This is a genomic window from Pseudoalteromonas sp. ECSMB14103 (assembly GCF_000813065.1).
GTDB classification, from domain to species: Bacteria; Pseudomonadota; Gammaproteobacteria; order Enterobacterales; family Alteromonadaceae; genus Pseudoalteromonas; species Pseudoalteromonas marina.
Genome location: NZ_JWGY01000008.1, coordinates 185,817 through 201,396 on the forward strand (window position 1 = coordinate 185,817; position 15,580 = coordinate 201,396).

Here is a 15,580-nt window from a genome sequence, read left to right on the forward strand (position 1 = left end):
GTTTGTGATACTAGTTATTAAGAAAATACGGTCTACGATAGCCAAAAATACCTTGTTGTAATAGTTTTTGTGCATCATAGCGGCTTTTACTTCCCAGTCCTTTTAGTACAAAATTAAAACTAATACCTGAATCAAAGGTGGCTTGCTCTGTACCTATTGACTGATTTAAATTAGTTTCGATTTGGCGGTGACCAGTAATTTGAAACGCCCAACAGCACGATTCATACTGCAATCCACTTAATATTTCGACACTTCGGTTGTTTTCAAGGTCGCGATGATAGCTTGCAATAAACTGCCATTCGTCACTTATTGGAATACTTGTAAACACACCTGTTTGCTCGATTGTATTTCCTGAGACATCATTTGCATAGCGATGGTTCAATTGCACTAGCTGATTATTATCACCTTTGTAATCTAAAGTGGCATTTGATTGAATCATTTGTTTGCTATCAGTGTTGTACTGTATACCCGCAGAAAAATACCAACGACGATGCCAATGTACCATGGTTTGCGCTGCAAATAATGCATTGTAATTGGTATCTGAGTTTAAGCTTTGCTCGGTTGGCTTGGCATCATCAGATAAATAAAATATTTGTCCGGCACTAAAGTTAAAAATCTCTTCTTGTTTTTTATCAAATAAGCGCGTTGTTGCACCGAGCGTAAACTGGTTTGCAGCGGCTATTCTATCAACACCAGAAAAGCGTGTGTCTCTGAATAAGCCGTAATAATCGTCTTGTAATTTGGTTGTATCGTATAAACCAATATCAGACTGATCCTTATTAGGCGTATATAAATACTGTATTTGCGGCTCTAGTGTTTGAATACCGTCTTGGACAAGGTAGGACGTATCGCGCTCAAAATTAAGCTGTGAATATAAACGTACTTTTGGCAAAGTACGCGATACGCTCTGCTTAAACTGTGTGCCAGATAGGTCACCTTGTTGATCGTAATTTGTTTGTAATAAGCTTACTTCAGATAAAAATGACCATGCGTATTGGTCGTAATCAAACCGTGCTTTTGGCTCAATATGAACTCGAGTTGCTTGATCTATAATTGCGGAGCTGTTGGTAAAGTGGCTCAACTCACCAGACACGCTAAAATCAAAATGATCAAATTTCCATGGTGCTGTTTGTGTGAAATTAATTTGTGGTATAGCAGTGTACGACTCTAAGTGATCACCCAGTACCTCAAAGTTTTGAACTTTTATATCGGTCCGCCATGTGTCTCCTAAATGAGTCAGTACGCCGGTACGATAAAGTTGAGTGTCGGTTTTACTCGCATAACTAGATTCTAAATCAGTAATGTAGTTATCGTCGCTTACATTGGTAACGTCAACACTTGCTCGCCAATTTTCGTTTAAGTAACTTTTTTGCTGCCAATGAAACATGTAGCGCTCACCAAGCGCTGGCTCTGAGTCGTCTTTGTTTAGGTATTCTATACCCACTAGGCCTTCATGTTGCTTGGTTAAATATCTAAGCTCTGTTTTTAATTGCAAACCCTTGTTAGCCATATAACGCGGCGTGATGGTGGCATCTAGGTTAGGCGCAATATTCCAATAATAAGGAGTAATGGTTTCTAAGCCATACTTGTCTGAACTTGAAATACTCGGGGTGAGTAATCCCGATTTACGGCGCTCGTCTAATGGAAAAGTAAAATAAGGTAAATACAAAACAGGGGTATTTAAAATTCGAAGTATGGCGTTATGAGTTTCGCCCCAACCTTCTTCGCGAGATAAATTAATTTCGTCGGCTTCAATTTCCCAAGCTGGGGTTTCACCCGGACAAGCAGTAAAGCTTGCATTCATCAGTACTAAGCCAGAATCATTTATAGTGAGCTTTTCAGCACCGCCTTTACCTTGTTGTTCTGTTAGCTTGTAATCAGCACCTAACAGGCTAATTTCTGAATTATTTAAATCGGCATTTAACCCTGAGCTATTTACGTTACTAACAGCATCGCGATATACAATAGGACCTGTGGCATTAAGTAAACCACGTTGCTTGTCTATCAATGCAGTTTGTGCGGACAAACTCATATTAACGGTGTTAATATCAACATTGCCGGTAAATTCGGCGCTTTGAGTACCAAGGAGTTCTACATCATCAGCTTTAATGTCAACATTACCGAGTTTCACGCCAGGTAGCGGTTGCCAAGCTCTGGTTTGCATTGAAGTGCCACAAAGTTTGTGTGTCAGTTCAGTTTCGGCAAGCGATGGTGCGCTAACTACGCTTAGCATCAAAATGCCCCAGGTTTTGCTCATTTATTGACCCTAATACTGTGTGTATAAATATAATTTACACATAATAAAGGAAAATAATGGCAAATACAGTAATTGACCTAATTAACTTAGTTAAAAATAGATATCTTATAAAATGACACGCTTTGATAATTTACAACACTTCATAACGACCCACTTTGGCAAACAGCCAGATACCCTTGAGGCGATAACCGGAGATGCGAGTTTTAGGCGGTATTTTCGCTTAACAATTAATAATCAGCACTTTATTGTAATGGACTCCGATCCACAAAAGGTCAATAACGCACCGTACTTATCTTTGAATCAAGTTTTTACTGACCAGGGTTTTTTGTTACCGCATATTATTAAAAGTGATGAACAACAAGGCTTTTTTATTTTAACTGATTTAGGCAGCACACACTTAGCCGACATGCTTAATGATGCAAATAGAACCGACTACTACACACAGTTAATAAGTTTATCAGCCAAGTGGGCACAAACGCCTGAGGCTTCAGATATACAGGCCTATGGTAAAGACTTTATAGCGCTTGAATTGTCGATATTCAGCCAATGGTTAGTAAAAGAGTTTATTGCTGAAAGCGTTGATACAAACCAACTTAAAATGTGGGAGTCGAGCTGTGATCTACTCACTCAAACCATGCTTGAACAACCCACGGTAACAGTTCATCGCGACTACCACAGCCGTAATATTATGCACAGCGATTCTCAGTGGGCAATAATTGATTACCAAGACACCGTACGCGGGCCACTTTGTTACGATTTAGTTTCGTTGTTACGCGATTGCTATTTTAAGCTCCCTAATAATGAACTCGCTCAGCTATTAGCATTTGGATATAACGAGTTTAAACGCGAAGGCTTAGTCAGTAATACTTCGTTTGAAGAATTTAAGGTTTGGTTTGACTTAACCGGTTTACAGCGTCATTTAAAAGCCGCCGGTATATTCTGTCGCCTGTATTTGCGTGACGGTAAGACAGGTTATTTAGCTAATATTTTACCTACCCTTGAATATATTGTAGATGTTGCTGAACGCTATCCTGAACTCAATGCACTCAGTGACTGGGTTAAAAATACGATAGTGCCAAAAGTGACTAAAAGATTAGAGCAGGTAAATTTATGAAAGCCATGATTTTAGCCGCAGGGCGTGGGCAGCGCATGATGCCGCTCACTCAAGCTATGCCTAAACCTATGCTTAAAGTGCAAAATAAACCACTAATAGAGCACCATGTTAATAACTTAAAGGCCGCTGGCATTACCGACATAGTGATAAACCTTGCATGGCAGGGTGATAAAATTAAAGCGTACTTTAAAGATGGCAGTCAATTTGGTGTAAATATTGTTTATAGCCAAGAAGTTGAAGGCGGCCTTGAAACCGCGGGTGGTATTATTCAGGCACTTCCTTTATTGGGAGAGTCGTTTATTGTGATAAATGGCGACGTATTTACCGATTACGATGTAAGCTCGCTTATGCAATTACATTTGCAACCAGGTGAGGCACATTTGGTGCTTATTGAAAATCCCCCACATAATCTTGATGGGGATTTTACATTGAGCCATTTATCCCCAGATAGCCAAAAATATACGTTTTCGGGTATTAGTCGTTATCAGGCTGACTTTTTTAATGGTTTAGAGCCGGGCATTCGTCCGCTTGGGCCGTTATTACGAGAAAAATTAAGTAAGCATTTAGTGTCTACCGAGCTTTATATTGGTAATTGGGATGACATAGGCACACCAGCGCGTTTAACGGCATTAAATGAGCGCTTGGCGTAAGCCGACACATAATTAATAGGAGTAGTCGTTTACATGTGGGGAAAAATACTCGGATTTTGTTTTGGCTTTATGTTTGGCAAAATTTTTGGTGCTATTTTAGGGTTATACCTTGGTCATTTATTTGATAAAAGCTTAAAAAATAATTTTGATAAGGCGGGTGGTTTTTCAAGTTTATTTAATGGTGATGATGTCCACGAGCGCCAAGCGCTATTCTTTTCAAGCTGCTTTGCAGTGATGGGGCATATTGCAAAGTCTAATGGCAGGGTAAGCGAGGTACACATTAAAGCCGCTAGCTTATTTATGGACGAAATGGGTTTGAAAGGTGAAGAGCGCCGTGAAGCACAGCATGCTTTTCAAGCGGGTAAACAAAGCGACTTTTCATTAAAAGAAACCGTCTATGATTTTAAAGAACGCTTTGCTAAGCGTCATGACTTACTGCAATTATTTTTAGAAATACAAATTCAAATGGCGTTTTCTGATGGCGTTTTAGCTGAGCAAGAAAAGCAGTTATTGAGTGAAGTAAGCAAGCAGTTAGGTATTTCTAAAACTCATTTTGCGTTTGTACTTAAACGCTATCAAGCTGAATTTAACTTTAGAAAACAGCAACAGCGTTACCAACAGCAGCAAGGGCAAAGTAGTAGTTATAAAGAAGGCTCAGGGCACCATGTACCCCCCAACAATAATATGAATCGTGCGCAAGCGCTTGGGCTTTTAGGACTTAACGATGGGGCAACCGAGCGGGAAGTAAAAGTAGCGTACCGTAAGTTAATGGCGCAACATCACCCTGATAAATTAGTATCGCAAGGTTTACCAAAGCATATGATGGAATTGGCGGTTAAAAAAAGCCAAGACATTCAAGCAGCCTATGAGTATTTAAAAAAGGCGGCGTAAAAAGCCGTCTATTTCTTTTGTCAGCCGAGCATGTTGTTGAGGTTGATCACGAAGCCCAAATAACTGGCGCTGGCGGTAGTCAAACTTAGCGTTTCGGTTAACCCAGCGCTGGCGATTTTTTAAGTTAATTAAAATATCACGGTTGTCGCTGGCGTAATAAATATCTAAAAGTGCAGGCGTAACAAGAGACGTTGTTTGGCTTAAGCTTTTATTGCGCTTTGCATTGGGCAGATAGCTACTTACACTAATAAACGCATCAATACGCTCTTGTGGAAAGTCAGCATAGTACTCAGTTAAAACCCCTGCGCTGGTGCCTTGTGCAATTACAACGATATTAGTGGGTTCTTGCATCGCGGTTTGGTAAAGCGCTTTGTAGCGAGCAAGTAAATTTAGTTTGTAGTTATCGAGTATTTCGTCGCTGATGGCTTCAATGGCGTCCACATGATGAGGTGCTTCATTTTTACTTGAAGCATTAGGCTGCTCTGATTCACTGTTGGCTTGACTCTCTGTTTCAGTGGCGGCACTTGGTGCTGTTTCTGCAGCAGGCTCAGCTATTTTACTCGCTTGCCAATCAATATCAGGGGTGGTCATCGCATAGGTGGTGTAGCCTAAATTGTTAAGCTCTTTGCGTAAGTAACTCATTCCAGCATTGTTGGTAGGGGTTGATTGCCAATCGGGAATAAGTAATACAATCCCTCTAAAATCAGCGCTCATGTATTCACTACGTAAACTTAAAAATTCAGTTTCACCTGCTAGCATTGTTTTTACTTCGTCGGTAGGTAAAAGGCGTTTAATATCGCTATTTTCAATACTTGATAAAGAAGGCGGGGCAATATGTTCTGCAGCCGTTGTACAGAGTGCTAAAAGGGCTACACAGCTAAATGCCATGTAACACAGAACCTTTTTAAATAATTGCAAATACACCATAACACGCTCAACCAGTCGTCATTAGTTAGGTATCGGCATGCTTGTTTAAAAGTTTAATTTTTCCTAAGTAATTGAGCCCATTAAAACTCGGGTTCTGCTTCAAAGGTCATTACTTGTTCGGTTACTGGGTGTTTTAGTTGCAACATTTGTGCGTGGAGTTGTAAACGCGGTGCGGCTGCAAGCGCCTCTTTATGAGCATAGAGTCGGTCACCTAAAATGGGGTGGCCTAGGCTTAGCATATGTACGCGCAATTGATGTGAACGCCCCGTAATTGGAGTGAGCTCTACGCGTGTGGCGTTTTCTTCTCGTTCAAGTACTTTGAAATGAGTGAGTGATGGCTTGCCATTTTCATGATCTACCATTTGCTTTGGGCGATTAGGCCAGTCGCAAATAAGTGGCAAATCAACAGAGCCATTGTCTTGTTCAAGCTTACCAAAAACGCGAGCTATATAGCGCTTAGCGGTTTCGCGTTCTTGAAATTGCATACTTAAATGTCGGTGTGCAGCTTTATTCATAGCAAGGCAGAGTATGCCAGACGTTGCCATATCAAGACGATGAACAATTCGTGCGGTTGGAAATACACGATTAACGCGGTTAATTAAGCTATCGGCATGCTTAGGATCTTTACCCGGCACGGTCAATAATTCGCTGGGCTTATTAACAATGAGCAAGTCGTCGTCTTGAAAAAGTATGGTTAAATACGGGTTCATTGGGGGATTGTAATTAACTAACACGGCCGACCTTAATGATTTTGAAGGACGCTATTTTAGTGAATTAATTGTCTACATACAAGGCAAGGGTTTTCTTGAAATTGACTAAGAAAAGTATATTGTAACCTATTATTAAGTTTGCTATTAGTGAATAAATTACAAGGATGCATTTTGAAAGAAGAAGAGTTTTATGAAGTTCATCCATATGTTGATAACAAAAAATCTTTATTTAGGTTTATGTCATTCAATATAGAAAATACGGAATATATTGAATATCTATTTTTAAAGAGAAAGTTGTATCACGCTCTAGCTGAGGAGCTAAATGATCCCTTTGAGGGTAAACCACATTTTACAATGTGTAATCCTGCGAATAGCGCTCAAAAAATTAGAAAACACTTAATAAAGAGTTTGATTAAATCTGGTCAAAAGAGAAAAGATGCTGAAAAAATCGTTAGTACTTCAATGAAAACTCCCAATTTTATTGAGGAATCAATGAATACGTCGTTGGAAGAAGCATTTACGAAGTTGAGAGTTTGCTGTTATACAACATCAAACAAAAACCTATTATTTTGGTCTCATTATGCGGATTCACATAAGGGATTTTGTATAGAGTTTAGGACTGACCTTGCACCAATTTCTTTTGCTCAAAAAGTAGAGTATACGAAAACATACCCACAAGTCGTGTATCCTATAGATAATATCGGTGGGAGAAGAATGGCATTAGTTAAATCACCTGATTGGTCTTATGAAGATGAATTTAGGTCATTATTTATCGCTAACTCATGTACTAAAATGGGAATACCGCATGATGGTAAATCATACATAATTCCATCGAGTAGCATAAAAAATGTTTATTTGGGCTGCCAGATGAGCCAAGAGTCTCAAGATTCATTATTAAATATAATTGCCAAAAGTGATTTTACTCCAAAGTTATGGAAAGCAAGCATGGCAAAAGATGCTTTTAAGTTAGCTTTTGAGGCAATATGAGACTTTATTAGAAAAGCGCGATATAAATATCGCGCTTTTCTTCAATATACACGCTAGTTGATCTTTAACTAGCGACTGATAGCTAGCAGCTAGACTCTCTAATGCGAAACCACGATTAAGCGAATTGCATCTAGTTGTAACTGCGCCTTTTCAATGTGTGCAGTTAGCTCGGTGCGTTGCTTATCGTAAAAGGTAATTTCTTCTTGGCGAATATTAGGGTTAATTTGCTTAAGCGCGCTTAATCGCTCTTGTTCTTCGCTAAGAGACGTTTGCATTTTAGCTAGCGACGCTGCACGAATAACATCGAGTTTTTCTTGTGCCATGTCTTTTGCAGTCGTGATCATTGGGTGAATTGCGCTTTGCAATGCACCTGCCAGTTTACTCGCTGTTTGGCGACCGACGGCTGAAAGCTGTTGGTTAAACCCGTCAAATGCGACGTTTTCGCCTAAGTTATTGCTGGCTTTATCAAGTAATATACGAATAGGCGTTGGGGGTAAAAAGCGGCCCACTTGTAATGCTTTAGGCGCCATTGCTTCGGCTACAAAAATAAGCTCAACAAAAAAGGTGCCCGCAGGGAGTTTTTTGTTTTTGAGTAAGGCAACCGATGCGCTACCAAAGTCATCATCACAAATCATATCCATCGTGCCTTGCACCATTGGGTGATCCCAACTGATAAAGTGTACATCTTCTTGTGAAAGTGCGGTATCGCGGTCAAATGTCACTGTCATTCCATCATCTTTAAGCGATGGGAATGACGCGTTTAACATGTGTTCAGTAGGCTTTAAAATAATGGTGTTCTCGCCTTTGTCTTCTTGGCTTACACCAAAAGTGTCGAACACGTTGATCATGTAACTTGGCAGTTCAAACTGGTTATCGAGTTTTTCTATGTCAGTAACCAGAGAGTCTGCAGCACCTTGGCCCGATGAATGCAGCTCTAATAAACGATCTCGCCCGCTTTCCATTTTTTTACGTAGCACGGCATTTTGCTGAGCAACTTGTTCAAGCAGTGGATCTAGCTCGTCTTCATCACAGTTATGCGCTGAAATGTATTCAAGTAAATCTTCACGGAACTCTTTATACAATAATTGCCCTGTAGTTGATGTTGTTTCAAACGCATCAAGGCCTTCGTTGTACCAACGCAGTAATACTTCTTGCGCCGTGTTTTCAAAGTACGGTACATGAATATTCACGTCTTGTGTTTGGCCTATACGGTCTAATCGGCCAATTCGTTGCTCTAGTAAATCGGGATTTAATGGTAAATCAAATAACACTAGGTGATGAGAGAACTGGAAGTTACGACCCTCTGAACCAATTTCTGAACACAATAGTATTTGTGCGTTGTCGTATTCGTCGGCAAAAAATGCTGCTGCGCGGTCACGCTCTATAATTGACATACCTTCGTGGAAAACCGAGGCTTTAATTGCTTCGCGTTCACGCAGTATTTGCTCAAGGCTAATAGCGGTTTCGGCTTTTGCACAAATAAGTAAAACTTTTTCATGTTTTAGTGTTTTAAGCGTGTCGATTAACCAATCTACACGTGGGTCAAATAATCCCCAGCTTGCGCTTTCGCCTTCAAACTCTTGAAATATTTTTTCAGGGAAAAGAGCGCGATGAGCACTTAGTTCTGCATTTTGAATACCGCTCATGCTACCAAGTACCGACATGGCCGTTTTGTACTGTTTTGGCAATGCCATAGGGTAAGCATGTAATTTACGGCTTGGGTAGCCATCAATGCCACTGCGGCTGTTTCTGAATAATATACGGCCAGTACCGTGACGATCGAGCAACATATTAAGTATTTCTTTACGCGCTGGTAAATCGCCTTGCTGCGCTTTTTCAAGAATAACGGTAATGTCGGTTTCTTTTAATAGCTCAATAAGCGTTGCTTTTGCATTATCGTCAAGAGCTTGCTGTTGTAATAACTGGTTTGCCGCTTGCGCTACGTTTTTGTAATTTGCTTCTTCTTCTTTGAACACGTCATAGTCGTAAAAGCGGTCTGGGTCGAGTAATTGTAAGCGCGCAAAGTGACTGCTATGGCCTAGCTGATCTGGTGTTGCAGTAAGTAAAATAAGGCCAGGGATATCTTGGCTAAGCTCAGCCATGCGTTGATATTCAGTGCTTGGTTTACCGTTATTAATGCTTAAGTGGTGCGCTTCATCAACAACTAATAGATCCCAATCAGCCAATGTGGCTTGTTCAAACCAGCGCTTTTTCTTGGTTAAAAACTCAAGGCTTGTAAGGACAAGTTGCTCTGTATCAAATACGTTTGGTGAATCGGCAAAGGCTTCGTCGCAACGCTCTTCATCAAAAATAGAAAAACGTAAGTTAAAGCGGCGTAGCATTTCGACTAACCATTGGTGCTGCAGGTTTTCAGGTACAACAATAAGTACGCGGCTTGCGCGGCCACTAATAATTTGCTGATGCAGTATCATGCCTGCTTCAATCGTTTTACCAAGGCCTACTTCATCAGATAAAAGTACGCGTGGTGCGAAACGTTTACCTACTTCTTGGGCAATATAAAGCTGGTGGGGTATAAGATTAGCACGCTGACCAATTAAGCCTTTAATAGGCGATTGTTCACGTTCAAATTTATGTTGCCATGTTTGGTAACGCAGTGTGTAACGATCAAAACGATCTACTTGGCCGGCAAATAAACGGTCTTGTGGCTTATTAAACTTTATAAAATGATCTAAAAAAGTTTCTTTTAACTTTGCTTCTTCGCCATTATCAACACGGGTGCCCACGTAACAAAGTAGTTCATCCTGAACTTCAATAGACTCTACTTCTAATTCCCATTCTTCAACGCTTTTGATCACATCGCCTGGATTAAATGCCACACGGGTAACCGGTGCTTCTGCTGTAGAGTAAACACGGTTTTCGCCACTGGCTGGAAATAATATGCTGACCTGTCGGCCTTCAATGGCAACAACCGTGCCTAATCCTAAATCTGACTCTGTATCACTGATCCAACGCTGACCTAAGGAAAAATTCATGTATGTCTCGTCTATGATGAAAAAGGCGGCTATGTTACCTGTAAGCTAACACCACTGCAAGGCGCTATTTAGCTCACTTTTAATTAATTTTATAAGTGTTAATTATAAAGAATAAAACCGCCATTTTTTAACCTATTAAAAAGGTAAATAAAAACTAAATTCAGGTTGTAATAAAACGGACTTTTATGGCAAATAGACTAAACTTTCAATATGCCTTGGCAATTAAGTATTGCAGGTTTTGATTTTTGCCCGTTTTACTTAGTTATTTTGGTATAGCATAAAAATCATAAAACGTAAGGAAAGTGCTATGGAAAAAGCTTCGAACCTTGAAAGTAAAATGTATGTGCTAGACACCAACGTACTCCTCCACGAGCCCCTCGCTTATTTGTCTTTTCAAGAACATAACGTGGTTATTCCGATGACCGTACTTGAAGAGCTTGATCACATTAAGGACCGAAAACACGATGTAAGCCGCGATGCCCGCGTTGCAATTCGTGGTTTAGATGAGGTACTTAAAAACGCAACCCCTGAACAAATGCTACAAGGCGTTGCTTTGCCAAGTAATAAAAAGGCTAAATCGAGCTCTGCCGGCACGCTCATTATTGTTAATGACCATTTATTTGCAGACTCAATTTCGGGGTTGCCGGGCAATGAAAACGATCATCGGATTATTAATTGTGCGGTATATTTACAAAAGCAGCATAGCGATTCAAAGGTGATATTGGTTACCAAAGACATAAATATGCGCTTAAAAGCAAAAGGCGCAGGACTTAAATATGTAGAGGATTACCGAACTGATCAGCTTATTGATGATATTAGCTTGCTCACTAGCGGTTATAAAAAAATAGAAGGTGATTTTTGGGGACATGTAGGGCAGTGCAACACAGAGCAACATGGGCGAGATACGTTTCATCATGTGCCTAAAAATCTAATACCCGATGTATTTTGTAATGAGTATTTACTTGATGAGGGTAATCACTTTGCGGCTAGGGTAAAGTCGTTTGATGATGAACACATTACTATAAAAGATATTAGTGTTGAGCGGTTAATGCATCATCATGCATGGGGCGTTAAACCTAAGAATATTTATCAAGGTATGGCGCTGGATGCATTACTTGATACTAGTATTGAATTGGTCATATTAACTGGACCTGCAGGGTGTGGTAAAACATTACTAGCGCTTGCTTGTGCGCTTGAATTGGTTATTGAAAAAGGTATTTACGATAAAGTTATTGTAACTCGAAACACGCCTGAAATTGCAGAATCTATTGGTTTTTTACCTGGCACGGAAGAGGAAAAAATGGCGCCGTGGCTTGCCGCTATTACCGACACGCTTGAGGTACTGCATAAAGGCGACGAGAATCCACTATCTAGCCGAAATTACATTATGGAAAAGGCTAATGTACAGTTTAAATCGGTTAATTTTATGCGTGGCCGCAGTATTCAAAATGCGGTTGTTATTTTACAACCCCGAATTGAAAATAGTTTAAAGTTTTTACCTCTTTGTTTTTCGTGGCCTGTAGCAAAAGTAAAAAGAATTTCCAATATAATTGATTTCTTTAACTACTCTAAGCAATCCCATAATGGCAAATTTTTACTAAATATTCAAAATTTAAGAGAAGAGTACTACACAAAGTCTAGCAACAATTTAACTATTTTGGAGGCTGCGTAATGAAAAGCTCTATTGATAATCGCAATCCTCGTGTACTTGATACATCTGCATTGGTCCATGATCCTAAATCGCTTCTTTCCTATCGTGATGATGTATACATTTGTTTAACCGTGTTGGAAGAATTGGACAATCTTAAAGAGAGAACCAATAAATCTGTAAGTGCAGATGCACGAATGTGTATAAGAATGTTGGAAGACATTATAAATGGACAAACAGCCGAGGAAATGGAAATAGGTATTCCTTTACCATCTACCGAAACAGCCCAGAGAGGAAAGCTTTTCATTGGAATTGACACTCAATTGGATATGGCTAAGGAGTTAAAGCACGGGATAGGAAGTGACGCTGATAACAGAATAATTAATTATGCTTTATATCTTCAAAAAGAACTCAATAAAGACGTAACAATTGTTAGCCGTGATATTAATATGCGATTGAAAGCTCGAACAGTTGGGGTTAGGGCTGAGGACGTTGCCGTAGATAATCAAATATCAGATATTGATCTTTTATACACAGGGGTACAAGCCTTTGAAGGAGATCTTTTTGATCGAATTAAATCAGACAAAGACTTCAAGGTTTCAGGAGAAGTTTATACTTTCCCAATAAGTCTATTTAATGATGAAGTTCAGCCAAACATGTATTGGTACGATGAAGCGGGGCATATTGGGCGAGTTTCAGAAGTAACTGATATTGAAGTTTACACGAAGTTATTGCCACGTAAGCATGAAAAGGTATGGGGCATTTTGCCTAAAAATCAGAGACAGGCGGTAGCTTTAAACCAATTAACAGACCCTTACTATGATTTAAATATTATACTTGGCCCAGCAGGTTCTGGGAAAACTTTTTTAGCCGTTGCGGCAGCGTTACATCAAGTATTAGAGTTGAAGAAATATAAGAAAATAGTAGTTGTTAGGTCTCGGGACTTCATGGACGATGATCCGGGATTTTTACCCGGTGACCTGACAGAGAAATCAATGCCGTTATTAGCAGGTATCACAGATGCGCTTATATCAATGCATTCAGGTGATAACAATGAAGGTAATATTAGTGCAACTGTTGAGCATGTCATAGAGCGTGCCAATATAGAGTTTACTTCTATGGCTTATTTTCGAGGCAGGTCAATTGATGATGCTGTTTTAATAATTGATGAAGCACAAAATATGACCCGTGCTCAAATTAAAGGAATGCTTAGTCGCGGTGGCAAAAATTGCCGAACCATTGTACTTGGTAATCTCGCTCAAATAGATGATAAATTTGTAACAGCAGCTTCTTCTGGTGCAAGTGCAGCTGTAAATGTGTATAGAAACTATGAAAAAGGCTCGGTGCTGATATTCGATGAAGTAGAGCGCAGTAGCTTGGCTGAATTTACCGAAAAGAACATGTAGACATCAAACTACAATTCACATTTCTTTCTAATATTGCGACAATAGCCACTGCTTTTTGCGGTGGCTTTTCAGAGAAGCCTGTTCCCACACTTGCGGACGAAATGGATTTTACTCTGGATTTGAAATTTTAATCATACATAAAGATGTAATGACTTAGGTGCAGTGGACTTTAGTTGTTATGTTTTGGTGTGCGTATGAATTTTGAATCAGAAACGCTTTTAAGTAATGTAAAGCGTCAGGCAAAACGACTATCTCGAAAATTATCATGTCCTCTGGGACAAGCCCAAGAAGGTTTGGCTATTTGCCTATACAGTTGTGATAGTTACAGCGATTTACTTGTAAAATTACGAGCAGAATCATTTGAAAACCCTTTAATAGCTATAGCGGCTCTCTCTCCAAGCTCTGAAATATTTTTAATAAAATTATTGGCTAGCAATCTAGATAGCATTGTGAAAAATTTTGAAAAAAAATTTACCGGCTAAAATATTAATGAAGAAATGGTTATATCCCTTTTTGGGCTTGAGTTTGACGAGTTTAAAGGCAAATTATCTACCTGAGAATTGTACAAATACGTAAGTTGTCATTTTATTTATTTGAGATAATATGAAATGAAGGCTGACCGGACAGCCTATGCCTACACATGGTTTTTTTAATCATGAACAATGAAGCGGAGCATCCGAGAAAATTTGGTGATTCAAACTGAACAAACATCGTGTCTTGTAGGCAGTTGTTTATTCGAAATACTGTTTGGACGACTAAATGATTTCACTTGAGCAATTGCATACTAAACTTCAATATCAGGCTAAACTTTTTGCTTGGATACTTGAAATTCCCGAATTGATCGCTGAAGGGCTATTAGCTAGAGGTGTTTATCATTTCGCTAATTTTCAGGCTGCTTAAAACGCCTTACATCAGGAATATTCTAATAATAATCTTCATGCCATTTTTGAGCATGACACCTTAAGGTATCTTTTTATCAGTGAAGTTGATGATGATGAGTTAATTGATCAACTTCATGAAAAAATAGACGTGATGTCGGCAAGAATAGTGGCACTTGAACTTATAGAACGACCACAGTTGCAAATAATCTCAGCGATTTATAAATCGATGGGGTTACTTGATGAGTCTCGGCATATTGTAAATACGGGTGCTGTATTCCAGTTAAATTGGAAACCTTATTTTAATACGCTGACTGATCCTACAGAAGTGCTATTTGCTGATTTTTTGGTTAATAAACGAACATTTATATTAATAGCGTCAAAATACCCTCTGAGCAAATTATCTTACGACAATTTAAATACATATCTTTCAAGAAGGCTGAAACAAGACAGTAATCTCCATAAGGCTACTTTAGGCACAGAAAGAACTAAAATAGAGAAACATAAGAATTGGCTTCAGAGCAATTTGAAAAGTGCTTTTGGTGATGTAAACCCCTTCATTTTACAATATACAACGTAAGCGATACCTCATATTCGGTTTTATGTTGCTCTCAGAAAAAGCCAGAAAAGTAGATGAAGAGCTACCACAGTTAAATCTATTGGTCAAAAATACCAAGGAATTTCAGAAATACACTATTAAGATTGAACAACAGTCTTTGGTTTTTGAAACTCACCGCATCAGTACCTCATTGGCGAATCATGAAGTTCTCACAGACATGCAAATTGAGCAAAAAAAATATTAATGTCACACTCTGATGCAAGCCGTGATTGGTTTAGATTTAAAGGTGAACATTTTTCAGTCGGTTTTAGACCGACTAAAGTTAAGGAACGCTTCAAGTATTAATAAGCAAATAAATTGGTTTGTACTGTAAGTAGCTAATGACAAATTTGAGGATTCAGCTTGAATATTTTATTTTTATGTATTGTAGTGGTCAATAAAATTTGGCCACAGTTTTAGAATCTTGATATCTAACCTCAGATTCATTTGGCGCTAAACCGGCATTATAATGATGCGGCCTAACGTTGTTATAATATCCGTTGATATAATCACTAACGCTA

13 protein-coding genes and 1 pseudogene are annotated in these 15,580 nt (G+C 39.2%); 9 read left to right on the forward strand and 5 right to left on the reverse strand.

Annotated features, from left to right (window positions below; translation table 11 throughout):
• Positions 1–10: 10 nt before the first annotated feature.
• A complete protein-coding gene (gene lptD / locus RF53_RS13955; protein WP_039038029.1) occupies positions 11–2,257 on the reverse strand; it encodes an LPS assembly protein LptD in 2,247 nt (748 codons plus the stop codon).
• A gap of 112 nt (positions 2,258–2,369) precedes the next feature.
• Between lptD and RF53_RS13960 the strand changes: the two genes are divergently transcribed.
• The 3 genes from RF53_RS13960 to djlA are packed head-to-tail and all read left to right on the forward strand — an operon-like array spanning position 2,370 to position 4,912.
• Positions 2,370–3,371: an aminoglycoside phosphotransferase family protein gene (locus RF53_RS13960; protein ID WP_039038030.1), complete on the forward strand. Its 1,002-nt coding sequence runs from the start codon at positions 2,370–2,372 to the stop codon at positions 3,369–3,371.
• Positions 3,368–4,021 (forward strand): N-acetylmuramate alpha-1-phosphate uridylyltransferase MurU, encoded by a 654-nt coding sequence (murU, locus tag RF53_RS13965; RefSeq protein WP_008131831.1) that lies wholly within the window; start codon positions 3,368–3,370, stop codon positions 4,019–4,021. The genes RF53_RS13960 and murU overlap by 4 nt, the downstream gene beginning before the upstream one ends.
• Positions 4,022–4,054: 33 nt before the next feature.
• Positions 4,055–4,912, forward strand: coding sequence for a co-chaperone DjlA (gene djlA, locus RF53_RS13970; protein ID WP_008131833.1), 858 nt, complete (start codon positions 4,055–4,057; stop codon positions 4,910–4,912).
• Here djlA and RF53_RS13975 read toward each other — a convergent pair.
• On the reverse strand, positions 4,895–5,800 hold the full coding sequence (locus RF53_RS13975) for a DUF3530 family protein (RefSeq protein ID WP_235420632.1): 906 nt from the start codon (positions 5,798–5,800) through the stop codon (positions 4,895–4,897). The two genes, djlA and RF53_RS13975, sit on opposite strands and share 18 nt — an antisense overlap.
• Before the next feature lie 119 nt (positions 5,801–5,919).
• Positions 5,920–6,573 carry a bifunctional tRNA pseudouridine(32) synthase/23S rRNA pseudouridine(746) synthase RluA gene (gene rluA / locus RF53_RS13980; protein ID WP_039038032.1) on the reverse strand — a complete coding sequence of 218 codons (654 nt, stop codon included), beginning with the start codon at positions 6,571–6,573 and terminating at the stop codon, positions 5,920–5,922.
• Between the two features lie 147 nt (positions 6,574–6,720).
• On the opposite strand from rluA, the gene RF53_RS19135 reads away from it, so the two are divergent.
• On the forward strand, positions 6,721–7,536 hold the full coding sequence (locus RF53_RS19135; RefSeq protein ID WP_052242902.1) for a DUF2971 domain-containing protein: 816 nt from the start codon (positions 6,721–6,723) through the stop codon (positions 7,534–7,536).
• A gap of 98 nt (positions 7,537–7,634) precedes the next feature.
• On the opposite strand, the gene rapA is transcribed toward RF53_RS19135, so the two are convergent.
• The gene (gene rapA, locus RF53_RS13990) at positions 7,635–10,529 is read right to left on the reverse strand and encodes an RNA polymerase-associated protein RapA (RefSeq protein ID WP_039038033.1); all 2,895 of its coding nucleotides are present in this window, start codon (positions 10,527–10,529) and stop codon (positions 7,635–7,637) included.
• Between the two features lie 307 nt (positions 10,530–10,836).
• Here rapA and RF53_RS13995 point away from each other — a divergent pair, with 307 nt between their 5' ends.
• The 5 genes from RF53_RS13995 to RF53_RS14010 all read left to right on the forward strand — a co-directional run bounded on the left by RF53_RS13995 (position 10,837) and on the right by RF53_RS14010 (position 15,041).
• On the forward strand, positions 10,837–12,201 hold the full coding sequence (locus RF53_RS13995; RefSeq protein WP_039038034.1) for a PhoH family protein: 1,365 nt from the start codon (positions 10,837–10,839) through the stop codon (positions 12,199–12,201).
• Positions 12,201–13,583 (forward strand): PhoH family protein, encoded by a 1,383-nt coding sequence (locus RF53_RS14000; protein WP_039038035.1) that lies wholly within the window; start codon positions 12,201–12,203, stop codon positions 13,581–13,583. Before RF53_RS13995 ends, RF53_RS14000 begins: the two co-directional genes overlap by 1 nt.
• A 194-nt stretch (positions 13,584–13,777) precedes the next feature.
• Complete coding sequence (locus tag RF53_RS14005; RefSeq protein WP_235420633.1) at positions 13,778–14,065, forward strand: hypothetical protein; 288 nt, start codon at positions 13,778–13,780, stop codon at positions 14,063–14,065.
• 277 nt (positions 14,066–14,342) lie between these two features.
• The gene (locus tag RF53_RS19475; RefSeq protein WP_158649126.1) at positions 14,343–14,483 is read left to right on the forward strand and encodes a hypothetical protein; all 141 of its coding nucleotides are present in this window, start codon (positions 14,343–14,345) and stop codon (positions 14,481–14,483) included.
• Between the two features lie 147 nt (positions 14,484–14,630).
• A complete protein-coding gene (locus tag RF53_RS14010; protein WP_039038036.1) occupies positions 14,631–15,041 on the forward strand; it encodes a hypothetical protein in 411 nt (136 codons plus the stop codon).
• A gap of 412 nt (positions 15,042–15,453) precedes the next feature.
• Here RF53_RS14010 and RF53_RS19395 read toward each other — a convergent pair.
• Positions 15,454–15,580: pseudogene (locus tag RF53_RS19395) on the reverse strand (IS3 family transposase); the annotation flags it as partial.

Excerpts from the sequence above, each read along its gene's own strand:
- RF53_RS13960 (WP_039038030.1), top strand. The coding sequence starts at position 2,370 with ATGACACGCTTTGATAATTTACAACACTTCATAACGACCCACTTTGGC.
- lptD (WP_039038029.1), bottom strand. The coding sequence starts at position 2,257 with ATGAGCAAAACCTGGGGCATTTTGATGCTAAGCGTAGTTAGCGCACCA.
- murU (WP_008131831.1), top strand. The coding sequence starts at position 3,368 with ATGAAAGCCATGATTTTAGCCGCAGGGCGTGGGCAGCGCATGATGCCG.
- djlA (WP_008131833.1), top strand. The coding sequence starts at position 4,055 with ATGTGGGGAAAAATACTCGGATTTTGTTTTGGCTTTATGTTTGGCAAA.
- RF53_RS13995 (WP_039038034.1), top strand. The coding sequence starts at position 10,837 with ATGGAAAAAGCTTCGAACCTTGAAAGTAAAATGTATGTGCTAGACACC.
- RF53_RS14005 (WP_235420633.1), top strand. The coding sequence starts at position 13,778 with ATGAATTTTGAATCAGAAACGCTTTTAAGTAATGTAAAGCGTCAGGCA.
- RF53_RS13975 (WP_235420632.1), bottom strand. The coding sequence starts at position 5,800 with ATGGCATTTAGCTGTGTAGCCCTTTTAGCACTCTGTACAACGGCTGCA.
- RF53_RS14000 (WP_039038035.1), top strand. The coding sequence starts at position 12,201 with ATGAAAAGCTCTATTGATAATCGCAATCCTCGTGTACTTGATACATCT.
- RF53_RS19475 (WP_158649126.1), top strand. The coding sequence starts at position 14,343 with ATGATTTCACTTGAGCAATTGCATACTAAACTTCAATATCAGGCTAAA.
- rapA (WP_039038033.1), bottom strand. The coding sequence starts at position 10,529 with ATGAATTTTTCCTTAGGTCAGCGTTGGATCAGTGATACAGAGTCAGAT.